We start from the raw sequence: 17,063 nt of genomic DNA, 5'->3' as shown, positions 1-17,063 counted from the left end.
TAGGTGACCGTTCATCCGCCATTCGAGCGGGTTCCCGACTGTAGGGGCTGGCTGACAATGCTCAGTAGCCAAATTATTCTCAGCTTGAAGTGGGCTTCTTCCGGCTTAGAATAAGACTCGTATTTGAAATTGCGCAGTGGTCTTCTGCGTGAGTTCAAATCGATGTCGGCTTACGTTCCAGCAATTGTCAGCCGGCCCCGGAAGTCGGACTAGGGTGCGCATCGGCTGACGGACAGAACACCCATCTACACTTTTTAATCATCTTCTATGCTAAGGAATAACCAGCACAACGCGTAAAAAAGCCCATTAGTAAGCACTGGGCTAACTAATGGGCTTCAACTGAACAGATGATTGCTGTTAGACGTACTGTAAGACGCGCTCTTCATTATAAGCAGCGTCAATCATACCAGAGCCAAGGCACTCTTCGCCGTTATAGAAGACGACTGCCTGACCAGGGGTAATTGCGCGTACGGGTTCGTCAAACGTTACCGTAACTTCCGTGTGGTCGTCATTGAAATGCACCGTCACACCGGAGTCTTTTTGACGGTAACGGAACTTGGCCGTCACGTGGAAGTCGTTGCCGAGGTCTTCGTCAGTGACGAAGTGCAAGTCGGACGCCTTCAAGTGAGTCGCATATAGGTGTGGATTGTGGTAACCCTTGCCGACGTAGAGAATGTTCTGCTTGAGGTCCTTACCAATCACGAACCATGGCTCGTTATCCTCACCATCGCCACCAATACCGAGTCCCCGACGCTGACCGATCGTATAGTACATCAAACCGGCATGCTCGCCTTTGACTTGACCATCAAACGTCATCATCTTACCGGGAGTCGCTGGTAAGTAATGGCCCAAGAATTCCTTGAAGTTCTTCTCACCGATGAAGCAGATACCAACGGAATCCTTCTTCTTAGCTGTTGCCAAACCAGCGTTTAGCGCTAGCTTCCGTACATCCGGCTTAATCATCTCGCCAAGTGGGAACATGACCTTTTGTAAGGTCTTGGAATCCAACTGGCTCAAGAAATAAGTTTGGTCCTTATTGCTATCAACGCCCCGTAATAAGTGCATCGTGCCATCTTCGTCATGCTGCAAACGCGCGTAGTGGCCGGTTGCGATGTAGTCCGCACCTAAATCCATGGCGTAATCTAGAAACGCCTTAAACTTAATTTCCTTGTTGCAAATGACATCAGGGTTAGGCGTGCGGCCCTTTTTGTATTCATCTAAGAAATACGTGAAGACCCGGTCCCAATATTCCTTCTCAAAGTTGATTGAGTAGTAAGGAATTCCAATTTTGTCAGCAACTTTTGCCACATCTTTATAGTCCTCGGTCGCGGTACAGACACCATTTTCATCCGTATCGTCCCAATTCTTCATAAAGACGCCCACCACGTCATAGCCTTGCTGCTTTAAGAGCAGTGCCACAACGGATGAATCAACACCACCACTCATGCCGACAACGACACGCGTGTTACTGTGATCAGTCATACTTTTCACCATCATTTCCAAAAGATTCTGGAGAATCCACGATTTGAAGGTCGTACAAGTCCAGTAAGTACCATTATAACAAAGAAAACGCCGGCTGCAAGCCAGGCGTTTCATTAATTAGCCCTCAGTGAGGACGTCCCGCTCAATAAAGTTGGCGAGAATATAGCGTAATTGTTCAACGGCTTCCGGATGCGCGTCATTTTTAAAAATATTGACGCGTTGAACGCCGTTACCGGTGACCGTTGTCATTTTAAAACCGGTTAAATCGGCATTGACCGTCACCTTTAATTTAAAGGCTGCTTGGTATGGCGATGTCGGATCCAATGACCGTCCAAAACTGAACGCACCTGACCGTCCCTTCACGAAGCCCAGGTCTAGCAACGTGTATTTCTTAACCGTTGCACTTAAGGTATAGGATGTCGTATCACCATCTAATTGAACCGTTTTTGTATAAGCCATTTGATGGGCCCCCTATTTCTTTAATAATCGTTGGGTCGTCTTCGTCAATACATCGATAAACTGGTCTAAGTCAGCCTTCGTCGTATAGCGCCCAAAACTAAGGCGAATTGATTCCGTGACCCGTGGAGAATCTTCACCAAACATTGCAATCAAGACGTGGGAAGGTTCCAGACTACCCGCGGTACATGCGGACCCACCGGATACGGCCACACCACCCAAATCTAAGTTCGTTTGCATCGTATACGTTGAAATCCCTTTGATCCAGAGATTCAACACGTGCTGCAAATTGTTCTCTCCGAGTGAACCGTTGACTTCAAAATCAACCCCGTTGGCCGTCAATTGGTCCACAACATACTGCTTGAAGTCCCGATATTTAGCTTGTCGGTGTGCTTTTTCTTCAGTCGTCAATTCTTGAACCGCCGTCGCAAAACCAGCGATTGCTGGCACGTTTTCGGTCCCAGCACGACGCTTATCTTCCTGCTCGCCACCTTTGACGAAGCTTGGAAAGTTAACGCCATTACGTTTATATAAGAAGCCGAGAAACTTAGGGCCGTTGATCTTATGCGCTGACGTCGATAGCATGTCGATATGGTCACGCTCAACGTCAATATCTAACAATCCATAAGCTTGGACGGCATCCGTATGGAACCACGCTTGATGATCCTTCAGCAACATCCCGATTTCGTGAATCGGCATCTGTGAACCGACCTCGTTGTTCCCCGTCATGATTGAGACCAAGATCGTATCTGGTCGCAACGCCGCCTTCAAGTCGTCCAAACTGATTTGGCCTTGCTCATTGACGGGCAAATAAGTAATTTCAAAGCCATGTTCTGCCAGAAAAGCCGTCGACTTTAAAATTGCCTGGTGTTCAATCGCCGTCGTGATAATATGCTTACCTAAATGTTGCCGGGTCCAGGCCGTCTGCATGATCGCCGTATTATCACTCTCAGTCCCACCACTGGTGAAAATAATATCATCGTCGGGGGCATTGATACTTTGGGCAATGACGTGCCGGCTATCATCCAATACTTGCCGTGCAGCCCGTCCAAAAGCATGGGTGCTAGAGGCGTTCCCGAACGTTTGCGTCATTTGCTCAGTCATCGTCTGAACCACCGAAGCAGCCATCGGCGTGGTGGCCGCATTGTCTAGGTACACTTGCTTCATGTCGTCATACTTCCTTCTAAAAAATCTTCATTTACTTCCTATCGTAACCAGTCCACAGTTAATTGCCATTCAGCTGTCGTCCTACCACTGTCACCGTACGGAAGTGTCGTCACGCGTCTATCGCGTGCCGCCGTGTTGGACAAGGTTACTCTCGTATTAATCTGTGGCTTGGTCTTGTGCCGCAAAGAGGGCCAATAACATGGCTGCTGATTGTTTACCCGCTTCTAGAATAAATTCGTCAAAACTGACACCGGCGTTTTCATCACCAACATCTGACATTGCCCGAATCACCACGTAAGGTGTCTTGAATTGATGGCAGGCTTGACCAATCGCAGCGCCTTCCATTTCACTGGACAGTGCGTCTGGAAAATGTGCCAAGATCTTATCCGTCGCCGCTTTTCCAGCAATGAATTGGTCTCCGGAAACAATCAAACCAGTCTTGGCATTCAAACCAGTAGCGGTTGCTGCTGCCATGATTTGTTTGACCCAGTTGGCATCCGTTTCGTAATATAGTGGTTGTTGTGGTAACTGGCCGTACTCGTAATCAAAGGCCGTCGCATCGACATCATGGTAAGCCGTGGCACTGGCCACAACGACGTCTCCGACATGCAAACCAGCACCGATTCCGCCAGCTGAACCTGAGTTGATAACGACATCCACGTCAAAGTTCGTAATCATCAACGCTGTCGTCATTCCGGCTTGAACCTTACCGATACCTGACTGCACTAAGACAACTTCTTGGTGGTCGATCGTCCCATCATAAAACGTGATGTCTTTGATTGGCACGACCCGTTCGTCTTGCAGTGCCTCCCGCAAAGTTTTGAGTTCCTCTTCCATGGCACAAATAATTCCAAATTTCATGTTGCGCTAACCCCTACTTTCTATGGTGTTAAAAATAAAATTAAAAAGACAATGATAATGCCTAGTATTAGTCCAGCAATCACCCAATTGAGCTTCCGTGCCAAGCGTTTGGTCTTTACTTCTTCCAGTGCACGATTATTTTCGGCCGCATAAGCCTGACGCGACGAACTGCTCGTCTCTGGCTCTGAGGGTTGTGTTGGTTCATCGTCTTCAACTGGTTGCCGGCGTTGTTGCCGATATTGCTGTCGGGTGACACGTTCGTCATCAGCCACTATGCTTCAACTCCTAACTCGGGGTGACTTTGCCAGTACCAAATCGCCATTACTGTTTTCGCATCCTGGATTTGTCCGGTCTGCACTTGTTCGACGGCGGTAGCCAAATCCAGCTTAATTAGCCCAATTTGTTCATCAGGGTCTTGTGGTAGCTCTGTCGCAACGGCTGTTAAACCGGTCGCCACGTACAATTTCATAAATTCATCGGTAAAACCAGGTGAGGTATAAAATTGGGCGACCGCTTCTAATCGGCTGGCGGTCAGTCGGGTCTCTTCATTGAGCTCCCGTGCGGCTGCTTGGTCCATCGTTTCTCCGGCTTCGACCTTGCCAGCCGGGATTTCAAGCGTTAAGCCACCCGTTGCCGCTCGCCACTGCCGTTCAACGATCATTTGGCGTTCTGCCGTAATCATTAGCATCGCGACCGCTGGCTGGTGCCGCACGATTTCGCGAGTCGCCGTCGTTTGGTCTGGCAACGTGACTTCTTGACGTTCAACTTGCACGAGTCCACCTTGATAGACCATTTTGCGACTTTGAACGCGTTCTTCAAATGTCATCACTCAAGCACCCCTTTCAGTGTCTGCTCTCTCAATAAGGATACCGATTTTTAGGACCGAATGCAATTTTCAGTCGACCGATTACGATAATTTTAACGAACCGCATAAAAAATGACCCAACGAGCGGTCGTGACTGCTGGTCAGGTCATGGTTCCAGTTCATCAATTCGCGGTCGTGATGACCCCTTACACTTGTGCTAAATTCGACACAAAGTCTTCGTACGCAGCTTGTTCGCCGGTTTCGGTCGCAGTCGCCGTACTGTAATCTCCACGTAAGGCTTCCTCAAGTGGCAAGGTGACGATGCGAACAAAGGTGGCATTGCCAATCAGTTCCATCCAGTATTCTTCATCGGCACCTTGATGAACGACTGTCTTGACCATCCCACCAGGATTAGTAACTTGAATTTCTTGGTTGAAATCAGTACTTTCTTGATGCAATAAGACGTACATTAATGAAGATGCAGACATCGCAGTCCCACAAGCATTCGTAAAGCCAACGCCGCGTTCAAAGGTCCGCACAAAAATTGAGTTAGCGCCTAAGACTTCGACAAAGCTGACGTTCACGCCATCAGGAAAGATGCTGTTCTTGCCATCATTCATCCAGGCACCGATTCGTCCTAATTCAGGACCAACTAAAGTCTCGTGGTCGACAAATGCAATCAAATGTGGATTAGGTACAGCAACCGCTGAAAACTTCAAATCTTCAGATAGTGCTGGAATCTTCTCGTTGATAATCGTCGCCGCGTCATGGTTGGCGTGCATACCTAAAGTTTGCGCGTCAAATGAGACGGGTGAGATTTCAACACTGTATGCAGGCACATGAGCGGCAAAGTCAGCAACGGCCTGTACTTTTAAGTCCGCATACATGGTCTGGACCCGAAAATCTTCGACACTATTTTGGGTTCCCAAGTAGCGTGCCACCGTCCGTAGACCATTGCCACACATGCTAGCCTCGGTGCCGTCTGCGTTAATGACCCGCATGCGACCAAGGACTTGCGAATGTTCAGATTTATCGACGACTAACACGCCATCGGCACCATCATACAAACCGGCGCCGTCCCGCTTACAAACGTTAATTGCCAATTGCTTCAAATCCGCATCAGATAACGGTGCTTGAAATTGCGTTTGATCTAATAAATAAAAATCGTTCCCAGAACCGTGTACCTTGATCATTTTCACAGCCATCAACATCCTATCTATATAATCTTAATCCTAAATTAAACTACTTCATTATCATACTGACTTTTTCATGAAAATTCAATTCCAAAGGACCAATTCTCATGAAACCTGGTGATTAACCCTGCTAGTCTTGGTGTTGGTTCAAATTTTTTTGTCGTTCAACCAAGGCCTGATTGATTTTAGTGACTTCTAAAAACTGATAAAACCGGACGATTCCCCACAAAATCAGATAGCAGCCTAAAAACAGGCCCCAGAAGCTAGGAATGTGCCAGTGATTAAACCAAATCGTACCGATGGTTAACCCAAATGTACCTAGCAAATGCAGTCCTACTGCCACTAAATATGATAGCCGGTCCAGTTCAAACAAGTCTGTTAGCAGTCCAATCAACGCACTCATGATTAAGACACTCACAACATTCCTCATTGTAGGATGCGTGGGCTGAATGTTGAGTGCAATAATGACCAAATAGGCAACTGCGCCGTAACCACACCCAATCATCATTCGTTGTAAGCTTACTTTCATGGCGGCCCCCTATATTCCTAGGCTTTTCATCAGCGTCTTCACATATTTACGGCTGACCTCAGTCTTGATTTGATTCGTGAGGACCGCAGTCATATTACCAGAAAAACTATCACTCAGGCTCAATAAATGGTTCAAATTCAAAAATGCGTGTTTCGAGACCTGCACAAAATCCAGATTGGCCAGTCGTTGCCGCAAATGGCTAAGCGGTTCTTTGGACTGAATGAGATGTGCGGTCGTATAGACCAGAAGTTGCCCTTGTTGAACATCCGCCATAATAATATCGGCAGTCTTCACCATCATCAGTCGCTCGCTGGTCTTCAACGGGATAATAGTTGGATGTGCAGTTTGGAACTGGTCAATATACAGCATCAAAGCTTGTACTGGTTCACCTAGTTGAGACGCTTTGACCAGTACTTCTATCTGAGATGGCGCCAGTTGTTCATCTCGTTCAAATTGACTGTGAACCACATTGACCACCCTCCCATTGATAAAGCGTTACCGTCGCCATTGTAATTGTTGTCGCCAAACCGGAATCAGCACCAGTAACAAGCAACTGACCAAGATATAGCATATTATCTGATAGGTCTGTGAGGCTGTCAACAAACCCGACCAGTTGATACGGACACCCATCAATCGCTCAAAATCGTTTTGGGCAATGCTGCTATGAGCAAAAACAGTATTTAAGGTGTCATTCATTAGTACCTGACGATACAGCGATGCCGCGTAACTTCCAGGCGTTAATTTGACTAAGGTCTGAGCTGCAGTTGGAAGCGAACCAACCGGTAGATACAGCCCAACCAGAAAGCCCGTCGCGGTGCCAATAATGGTCGCAAGTTTGCCAAAATTATCGATGGTATGAATACGGGCGATAATCAGTGCATTCACGACCGTCGCCAAACCCGCACTTATCATCATTAGGCCAACAACATCCAGCAACTGTGCCCCGCTAAACCTAAGACCATCAGTAAAACTAAAATAGCCCCACATGCCAGCGAACATGGCTAGTTGCATGACAATACCGACAATGGTTGCACTCACCAAATAACTTAATTCCAATCTGACTGGTCCCACATCCGTGAGCAATAAATCCCGGTCAACCTGGCGCTCACGGTCTGAGACGAGCTGGCCCAAACCAGCTAATGTCGTTGAGATGCCAGTCAAGACCAGAATACCGGCAATCAACCAACTATCCAATAACTGATCCGTTTGTGGGAGCTGTGACCATTCTCGGTGCATTCCGGCTTTAAGAAACACTAAATACAGAACAAACGCAATTCCCGCGCTTAACAGTGACAACAGAACGCCACTGTGATTTCGAAAATAGAGCCGACAGTTGCGTTTAATCAAAGCAAGCATTTAAGTCAACTCCTTTCCGGTCAAGGCCATAAAAGCATCGTTCAACGAGCTAGGGCGATACTCGAAATCAAGTAAATTTGGCTGGCAGATTGTCAAAATCTGTATTGCAGATGCCATATCGGTCGGTAGACAAATCACTTGATTGCCAGTAACGTGAAACTCGGTCTGTACCAAAGTTGCCAGCACAGTAGGTTGTGCGTTGGGTGCCACCGTCAAGACCAATTGTGGTCGGCCATAACGTTGCTTGATTTCAGCAGCTGACCCATGTGAACAAACACGGCCATTTGTCATAATATAAACATTATCAGCGGTGTCGGCTTCATCCAAGTAATGTGTCGTCAGGACAATTGTCAATCCCTCTCGTTGTTGCAAATCATGCAATAATTGCCAAATTACCGTTCTTGTTTGAATATCCAGCCCAGTAGTCGGTTCATCCAAGAACAGAATTTCAGGATGATTGAGTAAGGCCCGTGCAATATCGACTCGCCGTTTCTGACCTCCGGAAAGTGTGCCGTATCGCTGGTGAAAAAAGCTGGTCAAACCAAGTTGTACCCGTAGTTCTGCGACTCGTTGCTTGGGAACATCACGGTATTGTTGGGCACGTAATCGTAAATTTTCTTCAACTGTCAGGGCATCATCCAGCACACTGCCTTGAAAGACAACGCCTGGCTGACGAGTGCGATTCATCTCAACGGTTCCAGCAGTCGGTGTTAACTGACCAATCAGCAACTTGATCAACGTACTTTTGCCCGCACCATTCGGCCCTAGAATGGCAGTCATACGACCCGCTTTAATTTTCAGGTTAATATCATTGACCGCAACGTGTTGCTTGTATACCTTTGTTAAATGCATCGTCGCAAGTAATACCACAATGACCACCTCCCATTTAAATACCGTCAGCTTACACACTAAATACAGATTTGTCTCGTCTTTTTAGCTAAGTCGTCAACTATACCGGCTAAGTGGTCAAATTTCAGTCATAACCGTCAGCACCATCTAGTCGCCTAACGATTGGATTAGCATACTGCCCCATAACGCAACGGCACGATTGAACTAACCCAGGTGCCGGCAGAAAGCAGTCAGTTTCACCCCACGTCCCACAAAAAAAGCCCCCAAGCAGTCCAACATGACCACTCAGAGGCAATTTTTACATCAAAAAATATTTAGATTAAGCTTCCAAACCAGTTGCGACTGATTCAGGGTAATTCTCACGAACGATGGCGGCACACCGCGCACAGAGCGTTGGGTAAGCATCGTCACTGCCGACATCCGTCTTGACCATCCGGCAACGGGCACAAACCTCGCCGTCAGCATGGCTAACTTTGATGGCAACCGTATCGCCAAAGGCTTCGGCATCAGCGGGTGCATCGCTTAATGCGTGCATATCAAGCGCTGAAACCATCAACATTTGCCGGACATTAGTGTTCAAACCGTCCAAGAAGGCTTGGGTATCCGCATCCACGTACAAGTCTAAGTGCGCTTCTAGGGACTTCCCAATCAGCTTGGCATCGCGAGCTTCTTCGAGGGCCTTCAAAACGTCACTCCGAAGATCCATGAACCGTGACCACTGAGCCGTTAATTCAGCACTATTGGCATAGTTTTGAACCGTTGGCATGTCGGTCAACTGCGCAAATTCTTCTGGTTCCTTCAAGAATGGCCAAATTTCTTCGGTCGTATGTGGCAACATTGGCGTAAAGAGCTTCGTCAAAGCAACCAGCACGTCGTAGAAGACCGTCTGCATCGAACGCCGTGAATGACTGTCTTCCGCATCAATATACATAATATCCTTCGCAATATCCAGGTAGAAGTTGGATAAATCAACCGTTAAGAAGTTGATCAACTTCTTGTAAATATCGAGGAAGTCATAGTGATCGTAATGATCTTTGATTTCAGCGACAAAGTCATTCAACCGGACAGCCATGTATTGGTCAACACTAGCTAAGTCTTCAAATGCGACCCGGTCCTTCTTCGGATCGAAGTCAGTCGTGTTGCCTAACATGAAGCGCACCGTATTCCGGAACTTCTTGTAAGCATCCGCGACTTGTTTGAAGCTTTCCATTGAGACCCGCACGTCTGAACTAGTATCAACGGAAGCGACCCACATCCGAACGATTTCAGCACCCATTTGCTTGATGACATCTGCAGGGGCAATCGTATTCCCCAGTGACTTACTCATCTTGCGACCCTTGTCATCCAAGGTAAAACCTTGTGATAAGACTTGCTTGTAAGGTGCATGACCAGAAACCGCCACACTAGTGATCAAACTTGAGTTGAACCAACCACGATATTGGTCGGAGCCTTCCAAATACAGGTCAGCAGGATATTTGAGGTATGGCCGTTCCGCTAAGACACCTTGGTGTGACGAACCGGAGTCGAACCAAACATCCATAATATCAGTTTCCTTCGTAAAGGTCCCCTTTGGTGAATGTTCATTCGTGTAGCCTTCTGGTAATAAGTCCTTGGCTTCACGTTCAAACCAAATGTTCGACCCGTACTTGCCGAATAAATCAGCCACGTGATTGATGGTTTCTTCGTCCATGATGGCCGTCCCATCTTCGGCATAGAAGATTGGGAGTGGCACACCCCAGACCCGTTGCCGTGAGATGACCCAGTCACCACGGTCACGAATCATGTTGTATAGCCGCTTCTTACCCCATTCTGGGAAGAATTGAACATCGTCCATCGACTTCAGAATTTCGTCACGCATGTCACCGACCGAAGCAAACCATTGTGGCGTTGCGCGGAAGATGATTGGCTTCTTAGTCCGCCAGTCGAAAGGATAACTATGTTCGTATGGCATGTACTTGAGCAACAAGCCGGCGTCCTTCAATTTGCCTAGCGCAATTTCGTTGGCATCGTCATAGAAGACACCCGCAAAGTCAGCACCAGCCTCTTCAGTCAGTACCCCTTTGTTGTCGACTGGGGCAAAGATTGGCAAACCGTATTTTTGACCGATCCGGTAGTCATCTTCCCCATAGCCAGGTGCGGTATGCACAAGACCAGTACCAGAATCCAAGGTAACGAAATCACCAAGCATCGTCAATAAGTTGCGGCTGTGGTCAAATGGATGTTCACACAAGACGTTTTCGAGTTCAGCACCCTTGACCGTCTTGAACACTTGAACATCTTCCCAGCCAAACCGTTCTGCGTTTTCATCCAATAATTCGGCTGCCAACACGAACTTCCGGCTTTCACCAGCTGGTTGAACGACCACGTAATCAAAACTAGCGTCAACGGTGATCCCTTCAGAGGCTGGAATCGTCCATGGCGTCGTCGTCCAAACCACGAGGTAAGTATCGTCATCTAAGACACCCTTGCCGTCGATGACCCGTTCACCGTAGAAGGCAGATGGTGACGTTACGTCATGATATTCAACTTCGGCTTCTGCCAAGGCTGATTCAGAGGACCATGACCAGAAGACTGGCTTTTTGCCCCGATAAATCAGGTGGCGCTTAGCGAAGGCCCCGAAGACCCGCACTTGTGCGGCTTCAAATTCAGGCTTCAACGTTAAGTATGGGTTGTCCCATTCGCCGCTGACCCCTAACCGTTTGAATTCTTCACGTTGGTGGTCAACTTGTTCTAAGGCATACTTGCGACAAAGTTCACGGAATTCATTATCCGACATCTTCTTACGGTCGTAGCCAGCTTGTTTCAACTTTTGTTCGATTGGTAGGCCGTGGGTATCCCAACCAGGAACGTACGGTGCCCGGAAGCCATTCATCGATTTATAACGAACAATAAAATCCTTCGTAATCTTATTTAAGGCGTGCCCCATGTGGATATCGCCGTTTGCGTATGGCGGGCCATCATGTAAGATAAAGCTTGGCTTACCTTCATTCAATTTTTGCCGTTGTTCATAGACTTTGTTTTCAGCCCAGAGGTTTTGCCGTTCAACTTCCTTGACCGGTAAGTTCCCACGCATTTTAAACTTGGTCTTACCGAGGTTTAATGTTTCTTTAACGCGCATACTCTCACTCCTTAAATTTTTTATCAAACAATCATTGGTTTGGAGACACAAAAAAACTCCGCCCAGCCAGGGACGAAGTTATCGTGGTACCACCCAATTTTAGAATTGTTTAGATTCTCTCTTAGCATGGATAACGTTCATGAGACGGTCACCCTTACTCGCTTCAGGGTGACGTTCGGAGATGATGGACAACTGATGAAGGGACGACCGCCTTTCCATTATCGGCAGCTCTCTGGGCGTATTCATCAGTGTTGACTGTTCTCCTCGACACATTCATGTGCTTTAATTGTCTGCAATGATCAGCACTTAGTTAGCCGCGTTGTCATCGTCAGGGAAAATAACCACCGTTTGTTGTGGGGCTTGATCCCCACCATCGGCAACTGGGGTTTCGCCACTCGTTGCTTCCGTAATTTCAACGGTTGCTTCTGAGTTTACGCTCGCATCCCCCGAGTTGTCAAGACTATCTTCCTTCAAAACGTGTTGAATTTCAGTATAGTCTGCGGTATTGGTCTCGCTAAGTAGTTGGTCCCAATCCTTGCTCTTAACCACTTCCAATTGTGATTCTAACATCACTTGGAGGCGTTGACGGAAGACCCGTGTTTGTTTCTTCAAATCGTCCGTTTCAACAGATAAGCGCTTGGCCTTTTGTGAAGCGTCGTCAATCATTTGGTTCGACTTGTCAGTGGCTTCACTGACAATGTCAGAAGCTTGCTTTTGGGCTTCCCGGGTAATGATGTCGGCTTCCTTCTTCGAGTTGGTCTTAACCTTGTCAGCAGCTTCTTGGGCCACTAAAATCGACTGGTTCAAAGAATCTTTTAATTCGTTGAAATACTTCAACTTGCCTTCACTCGCGTCTAAACGTTCTTGGAGGTCCTTATTTTGTTTTAAGGTAATTTGATAGTCTTTGATAATCTGTTCCAGAAAATCATTGACCTCATCAATATTGTAACCACGTAGTTTCGTTGAAAACTCTTTGTTATGAATGTCATCCGGACTTAACACCATTAGAATTCCTCCAATATTTATTTACTATGAATAATATTTAACGTTATTCGCAGTCGCGCCTTCTTGGTCTCGCCGCTGATTTCGGCGAGTCGCACGCGGCCATAGTGGTTCACACTAAGCATATCGAGTAGCGCCAATTCATAATCGGCTTTAGGCAACTCTGCCCAGTTCAAGCGGACCTTGCCACCCTCGATCAATTCCTTAGCGTGATGCCGCGACAAGTTGAATGCGGCTTTGATGATACTATCCGCGCGTAGTGAGCTGACCGTCGTTGTGACAGGTTCCCAGTCATCTTCACGAGCAATTACTTCGGATCCTGCAACCGCCGTTAGATGCACTTTCGTCTTACCAAACCGATCAATCTGATCATTAAAGTAATCCGCCATCTCAGACTCACACACAAACTGCCAGTGCTCACCATCAGTGATAATATCACCAAAGACATCCCGCTCTACGCCGGCATTTGCCAACGTTCCCAGTATTTGACCATGTTTGAGCGTCGCAAACTTGACTGGGTAGACAATGTTGAATAATGTGATTTGAAAATCTGCGGCCTCGGGTTCGTAATATGGCGGATAAAATAAGATCCGCTGCAATTCTGCACCCTCAAAACCGCCATACGCGCGCATCCGTACATCATCCAGCTGGTTAGCCAGTGTCTGGGCAATGTACACTTGACGTGGGTTCAAAAACGCCGTTAAGATTGGTCGGTACTGGTCCGCAACTTGGCGGAGCCACCCCGTGACCTGTTCAATAAATGGGGCTTCACTATCGCGAAAATGTTGTTTTAGATTATCATTCACGATACTATCCTCGTTATCTTAATTTAATACGTCAAAAAGCTTAATAGGTAAAACAAGCCACTTTCAGCAAATTGGAGCACTAACAGCGCAATGATTGGTGAAAAATCCAACCCGGCAATTGCGGGAATGAAGCGCCGAAAAATACTGAGAAATGGTTCACAGATCTGTCCTAAAAATTGCCCGATGCGCGTATTATAGGCACCTGGGAACCAAGACATCAGAATGTAAACCACAATGGCTAATTGGTACAGTTGAAATAACCGACTAATAATCGTCACTAACAGAGGCCACTCACTCCTTATAATTTGCTGGAATCAAACTGACTAGTTGTGCTTCCTGACACTTCGTAGTTTTCTGGAATGCAAAGGAAAATCTCGTCGCCGATGCGTTCGATCTCGCCATTGATGGCAAAGACCGTCCCAGTCAGAAAATCAACGATTCGGCGTGCCATCTCATCATCCACGTGATCAAAATTAACGATCACGGCTTGATTTTTAAGCAATTGGGTCGCAATTTCCTTAACATCCGAATAAATTTTCGGTTCGAATAAGGCGATTTTACTATTCACTGATTTACCACCTTGCATGGGAACAACTTTCGGTGTCGAACGCGTGTTGGTCGCTGGTTCAGTGGGGGCCGCCGCTTGTGAAGCTTGGGTCGGTTCCTCATACTGATCATCAGAATCTCCAACACCAAAAAAGTTACTAATGAATCCGGCCATATGCTTGCGCTCCCTTCACTGTCTTACTTACGCCGACGCTTGAAGAATGGTGGCGTATCTAGTGAATCACCACTGTTGTCATCCTTGCTGTCGTCAGCTTGTGAATTATCATTAAAAACATCAAAATCTGTCTCTTCAACGTTGTTAAATTCTTGACCATTGTTGACTGGCCGTGAATTGTTTGGTTCGCGCCGGATATCCCAGTTACCGAATGGATCGTCAGCTTGAGATTCACTTGGTTGAGCCGCTTCGCTAGTTGCGGGTTGGTCTGTTGAGTTGTTGCTAAACATCCCACCACGTTGTTGGCTAGCAGCAGTCCGAGTTGATTGGTTACCCAATTTGAGTTCCCGTTGCTTCTGGTCGATACCAGTCGCAATGACCGTCACCCGAACTTCATCGCCTAAGCTTTCATCAATCGACGTCCCAAAGATAATATTAACTTCGGTCGTTGCAGCTTGGCTCACGATGTCTGAAGCAGCTTGTGCTTCATATAAGGACATGTCGGGACCACCCGTGATGTTCAATAAGACTTGTTCGGCACCATCGATTGAAACTTCCAATAATGGTGATGAAATGGCTTGTTTCGTCGCATCGGCAGTCCGATTTTCGCCAGTGGCAGAACCGATTCCCATCAATGCGGAACCTTGGTTTTGCATGACCGTCTTGACATCCGCAAAGTCCAAGTTGACGTAGCCTGGTGAAGTAATCAAATCAGAGATCCCTTGAACCCCTTGACGTAAGACGTTATCGGCTTCTTGGAAGGCTTCCATCATTGGGGTCTTCTTATCAACGATTTCAAGCAAGCGGTTATTGGCAATGACGATCAACGTATCGACGTTGTCCTTCATTTGGGCAATCCCTTCCGCCGCATTGCGTGCCCGCTTCGGGCCTTCAAACGTAAATGGACGTGTAACCACACCAACTGTTAAAGCGCCTGAATCCTTGGCGATTTTAGCCACTACGGGTGCAGCACCGTTACCAGTACCACCGCCCATTCCGGCAGTGACGAAGACCATGTCAGCGCCCTGTAAGGCTTCCGTCAAGGCTTCTTCACTTTCTTGTGCTGCTTTGGAACCAACATCAGGATTGGAACCAGCGCCAAGTCCTCGTGTTAATTTCGGTCCAAGCTGAATCTTAGTCTCAGCATTGGATGTTTGTAATGCTTGTACATCGGTGTTTGCAACGATAAATTCGACGCCCTTGACGTCTTCTGCAATCATCCGGTTAACGGCGTTTCCACCACCGCCACCGACACCAATGACTTTAATATTAGCCCCTGAGTTCTGGGTTGAATCTAAAGAAAATTCCATGTTTTTTCCTCCGTCATTTCTATCCGATTATTAATCAAAGAAGTGGTTGAAGAAGCCCTTGACCCGTTCAACGGTCCCCTTATGATTTGGATCAGCCTGTTTCGGTTGCTCCTGTTTAACTGGCTGTTTTTTAGTTGTTTGTTTCGGTTGTGGCGCGGTTGGTTCTGGTGCTGGTGTTACTTCTGAGAATTCTCGAGCAACACTCGCACGAGTATCTCCCGTCAAGGCACTCTTCACGAGCAACGTGACATCACTTAAAGCCGCTTGGTATTTGATAACAGCTAACGCTTCATCAAATGACGGATGCCTTAAGCCCATCTGGTTAGGTGTGAAGACCCGGACCCGCGTGCCAAAGCGCTGTGAAGCAAGGTCCGTAATGCCAGGGATCGCGGCAACACCACCTGTTAACACGATGCCACCTGGCAATTCCAGAGCCCGAATCTCATCCAAATGTTGTTTGACCTTGTCGAAAATCTGATCAAGCCGTGCTTCGATGATTTCTGCTAAGTATTGCTCACTGATTTGTTCGGGGGTACTCTGCCCAACAACATCGACTGGAAATAGCTCATCATCCGAGGCCTGCTGAGCATCGGCATAGCCATAGTCTCGTTTGAGTTTTTCGGCATTTTCAATCGACGTATTCAAAACGACTGAGATATCCTTCGTAATATACTGGCCGCCTTCTTGATCAACATAAGTATATTTGAGTTGGTGATCATGGATGACCGCAGCGGTCGTTTGACCACCACCCATATCAACGATGATCGAACCAAAATCCTGTTCACCATCATTCAACACGAGTGAGCTCAACGCTAAGGGGGCAATCACGATTTGTTCAATCTGAAGGCCGGCCTTTTCGAGTGCCTTACGGGTGTTGTGAATGATCGTTTTCGGACCAGTAAACAGTGTCCCGTGCATTTCAAGCCGGACACCGACCATTCCGCGTGGATCCTTGATGCCATCAAAGCCATCAACGACGAATTCTTCTGGAATGACATCTAAGACTTCCCGTTCTGGTGGCAAGCTTTGAACTAATGCGGCCGCCGCAACGTTTTGGACATCTTCATTATTAATTTCTTTGGATTCATCCGCGACAGCAATCATGCCACGGCAACGTTCAATTTTGACCAGGTTAGCGGGAACTCCCGCAATCACCTTTTTTATTTCGATACTTGCTTTTTCTTCAGCTTGGCGTACTGCTGATCGAATCGTTTCGGCCGCCTTGTCAATATCGACAATGACCCCACGACTTAAACCATTAGAACGTGCGCTTCCCACACCAATAACGTTCATTTGCCCTTTAACACGTTCAGCAACAATGACTTTTATTGAGGTGGTCCCTATATCAAGTCCGACATAAATTCCTGAATTATCCATAATAGAGGAACCTCCTAGTAATTTACATAAA

General features: G+C 47.2%; 18 protein-coding genes. All 18 read right to left on the bottom strand.

Going from position 1 to position 17,063, the window contains the following annotated elements; translation table 11 throughout:
* Positions 1–357: 357 nt before the first annotated feature.
* Complete coding sequence (mnmA, locus tag MZO40_RS05085; protein ID WP_303635066.1) at positions 358–1,596, bottom strand: tRNA 2-thiouridine(34) synthase MnmA; 1,239 nt, start codon at positions 1,594–1,596, stop codon at positions 358–360.
* 3 nt (positions 1,597–1,599) lie between these two features.
* A complete protein-coding gene (locus MZO40_RS05080; protein WP_252133139.1) occupies positions 1,600–1,941 on the bottom strand; it encodes a DUF1831 domain-containing protein in 342 nt (113 codons plus the stop codon).
* Positions 1,942–1,953: 12 nt separating this feature from the next.
* Positions 1,954–3,105: a cysteine desulfurase family protein gene (locus tag MZO40_RS05075; protein WP_050338408.1), complete on the bottom strand. Its 1,152-nt coding sequence runs from the start codon at positions 3,103–3,105 to the stop codon at positions 1,954–1,956.
* 156 nt (positions 3,106–3,261) lie between these two features.
* Positions 3,262–3,966, bottom strand: a complete 705-nt coding sequence (locus MZO40_RS05070; RefSeq protein WP_050338407.1) for a 5'-methylthioadenosine/adenosylhomocysteine nucleosidase — start codon at positions 3,964–3,966, stop codon at positions 3,262–3,264.
* 20 nt (positions 3,967–3,986) lie between these two features.
* Complete coding sequence (locus tag MZO40_RS05065; RefSeq protein WP_050338406.1) at positions 3,987–4,238, bottom strand: hypothetical protein; 252 nt, start codon at positions 4,236–4,238, stop codon at positions 3,987–3,989.
* Positions 4,238–4,792, bottom strand: coding sequence for an NUDIX hydrolase (locus MZO40_RS05060; protein ID WP_105961405.1), 555 nt, complete (start codon positions 4,790–4,792; stop codon positions 4,238–4,240). The genes MZO40_RS05065 and MZO40_RS05060 overlap by 1 nt, the downstream gene beginning before the upstream one ends.
* Before the next feature lie 185 nt (positions 4,793–4,977).
* Positions 4,978–5,976, bottom strand: coding sequence for a diaminopimelate epimerase (dapF, locus tag MZO40_RS05055; RefSeq protein ID WP_088771094.1), 999 nt, complete (start codon positions 5,974–5,976; stop codon positions 4,978–4,980).
* Between the two features lie 118 nt (positions 5,977–6,094).
* Positions 6,095–6,493: a DUF3021 domain-containing protein gene (locus MZO40_RS05050; RefSeq protein ID WP_088771093.1), complete on the bottom strand. Its 399-nt coding sequence runs from the start codon at positions 6,491–6,493 to the stop codon at positions 6,095–6,097.
* A gap of 9 nt (positions 6,494–6,502) precedes the next feature.
* Positions 6,503–6,961: a LytTR family DNA-binding domain-containing protein gene (locus tag MZO40_RS05045; protein ID WP_088771092.1), complete on the bottom strand. Its 459-nt coding sequence runs from the start codon at positions 6,959–6,961 to the stop codon at positions 6,503–6,505.
* A gap of 27 nt (positions 6,962–6,988) precedes the next feature.
* Positions 6,989–7,849, bottom strand: a complete 861-nt coding sequence (locus tag MZO40_RS05040) for an ABC transporter permease (protein WP_088771091.1) — start codon at positions 7,847–7,849, stop codon at positions 6,989–6,991.
* On the bottom strand, positions 7,850–8,701 hold the full coding sequence (locus MZO40_RS05035; protein ID WP_088771293.1) for an ABC transporter ATP-binding protein: 852 nt from the start codon (positions 8,699–8,701) through the stop codon (positions 7,850–7,852).
* A gap of 316 nt (positions 8,702–9,017) precedes the next feature.
* Positions 9,018–11,816 (bottom strand): isoleucine--tRNA ligase, encoded by a 2,799-nt coding sequence (gene ileS, locus MZO40_RS05030; protein WP_252133138.1) that lies wholly within the window; start codon positions 11,814–11,816, stop codon positions 9,018–9,020.
* Between the two features lie 306 nt (positions 11,817–12,122).
* Positions 12,123–12,821, bottom strand: a complete 699-nt coding sequence (locus MZO40_RS05025) for a DivIVA domain-containing protein (RefSeq protein ID WP_050338399.1) — start codon at positions 12,819–12,821, stop codon at positions 12,123–12,125.
* A gap of 17 nt (positions 12,822–12,838) precedes the next feature.
* The gene (locus MZO40_RS05020; RefSeq protein ID WP_056952344.1) at positions 12,839–13,624 is read right to left on the bottom strand and encodes an RNA-binding protein; all 786 of its coding nucleotides are present in this window, start codon (positions 13,622–13,624) and stop codon (positions 12,839–12,841) included.
* Positions 13,625–13,647: 23 nt separating this feature from the next.
* Positions 13,648–13,908, bottom strand: coding sequence for a YggT family protein (locus MZO40_RS05015; protein WP_082230218.1), 261 nt, complete (start codon positions 13,906–13,908; stop codon positions 13,648–13,650).
* A 14-nt stretch (positions 13,909–13,922) separates the two neighbouring features.
* A complete protein-coding gene (locus MZO40_RS05010; protein WP_050338396.1) occupies positions 13,923–14,345 on the bottom strand; it encodes a cell division protein SepF in 423 nt (140 codons plus the stop codon).
* 23 nt (positions 14,346–14,368) lie between these two features.
* Positions 14,369–15,655, bottom strand: coding sequence for a cell division protein FtsZ (ftsZ, locus tag MZO40_RS05005; protein ID WP_252133137.1), 1,287 nt, complete (start codon positions 15,653–15,655; stop codon positions 14,369–14,371).
* 30 nt (positions 15,656–15,685) lie between these two features.
* Entirely contained in the window at positions 15,686–17,032 is a 1,347-nt protein-coding gene (ftsA, locus tag MZO40_RS05000; RefSeq protein WP_050338395.1) for a cell division protein FtsA, read from the bottom strand.
* Positions 17,033–17,063 lie beyond the last annotated feature (31 nt).

The organism is Lactiplantibacillus sp. B652 (genome assembly GCF_023806745.1).
Taxonomy (GTDB): Bacteria; Bacillota; Bacilli; order Lactobacillales; family Lactobacillaceae; genus Lactiplantibacillus; species Lactiplantibacillus pentosus.
The sequence above is the reverse complement of the archived record's forward strand: the minus strand, read 5'-3'. Positions and strand labels throughout refer to the sequence as shown.

Excerpts from the sequence above, each read along its gene's own strand:
- mnmA (WP_303635066.1), bottom strand. The coding sequence starts at position 1,596 with ATGAAACGCCTGGCTTGCAGCCGGCGTTTTCTTTGTTATAATGGTACT.
- MZO40_RS05075 (WP_050338408.1), bottom strand. The coding sequence starts at position 3,105 with ATGAAGCAAGTGTACCTAGACAATGCGGCCACCACGCCGATGGCTGCT.
- MZO40_RS05060 (WP_105961405.1), bottom strand. The coding sequence starts at position 4,792 with ATGACATTTGAAGAACGCGTTCAAAGTCGCAAAATGGTCTATCAAGGT.
- MZO40_RS05035 (WP_088771293.1), bottom strand. The coding sequence starts at position 8,701 with ATGCATTTAACAAAGGTATACAAGCAACACGTTGCGGTCAATGATATT.
- MZO40_RS05010 (WP_050338396.1), bottom strand. The coding sequence starts at position 14,345 with ATGGCCGGATTCATTAGTAACTTTTTTGGTGTTGGAGATTCTGATGAT.
- MZO40_RS05050 (WP_088771093.1), bottom strand. The coding sequence starts at position 6,493 with ATGAAAGTAAGCTTACAACGAATGATGATTGGGTGTGGTTACGGCGCA.
- dapF (WP_088771094.1), bottom strand. The coding sequence starts at position 5,976 with ATGGCTGTGAAAATGATCAAGGTACACGGTTCTGGGAACGATTTTTAT.
- MZO40_RS05070 (WP_050338407.1), bottom strand. The coding sequence starts at position 3,966 with ATGAAATTTGGAATTATTTGTGCCATGGAAGAGGAACTCAAAACTTTG.
- MZO40_RS05080 (WP_252133139.1), bottom strand. The coding sequence starts at position 1,941 with ATGGCTTATACAAAAACGGTTCAATTAGATGGTGATACGACATCCTAT.
- MZO40_RS05025 (WP_050338399.1), bottom strand. The coding sequence starts at position 12,821 with ATGGTGTTAAGTCCGGATGACATTCATAACAAAGAGTTTTCAACGAAA.
- ileS (WP_252133138.1), bottom strand. The coding sequence starts at position 11,816 with ATGCGCGTTAAAGAAACATTAAACCTCGGTAAGACCAAGTTTAAAATG.
- ftsA (WP_050338395.1), bottom strand. The coding sequence starts at position 17,032 with ATGGATAATTCAGGAATTTATGTCGGACTTGATATAGGGACCACCTCA.
- MZO40_RS05040 (WP_088771091.1), bottom strand. The coding sequence starts at position 7,849 with ATGCTTGCTTTGATTAAACGCAACTGTCGGCTCTATTTTCGAAATCAC.
- ftsZ (WP_252133137.1), bottom strand. The coding sequence starts at position 15,655 with ATGGAATTTTCTTTAGATTCAACCCAGAACTCAGGGGCTAATATTAAA.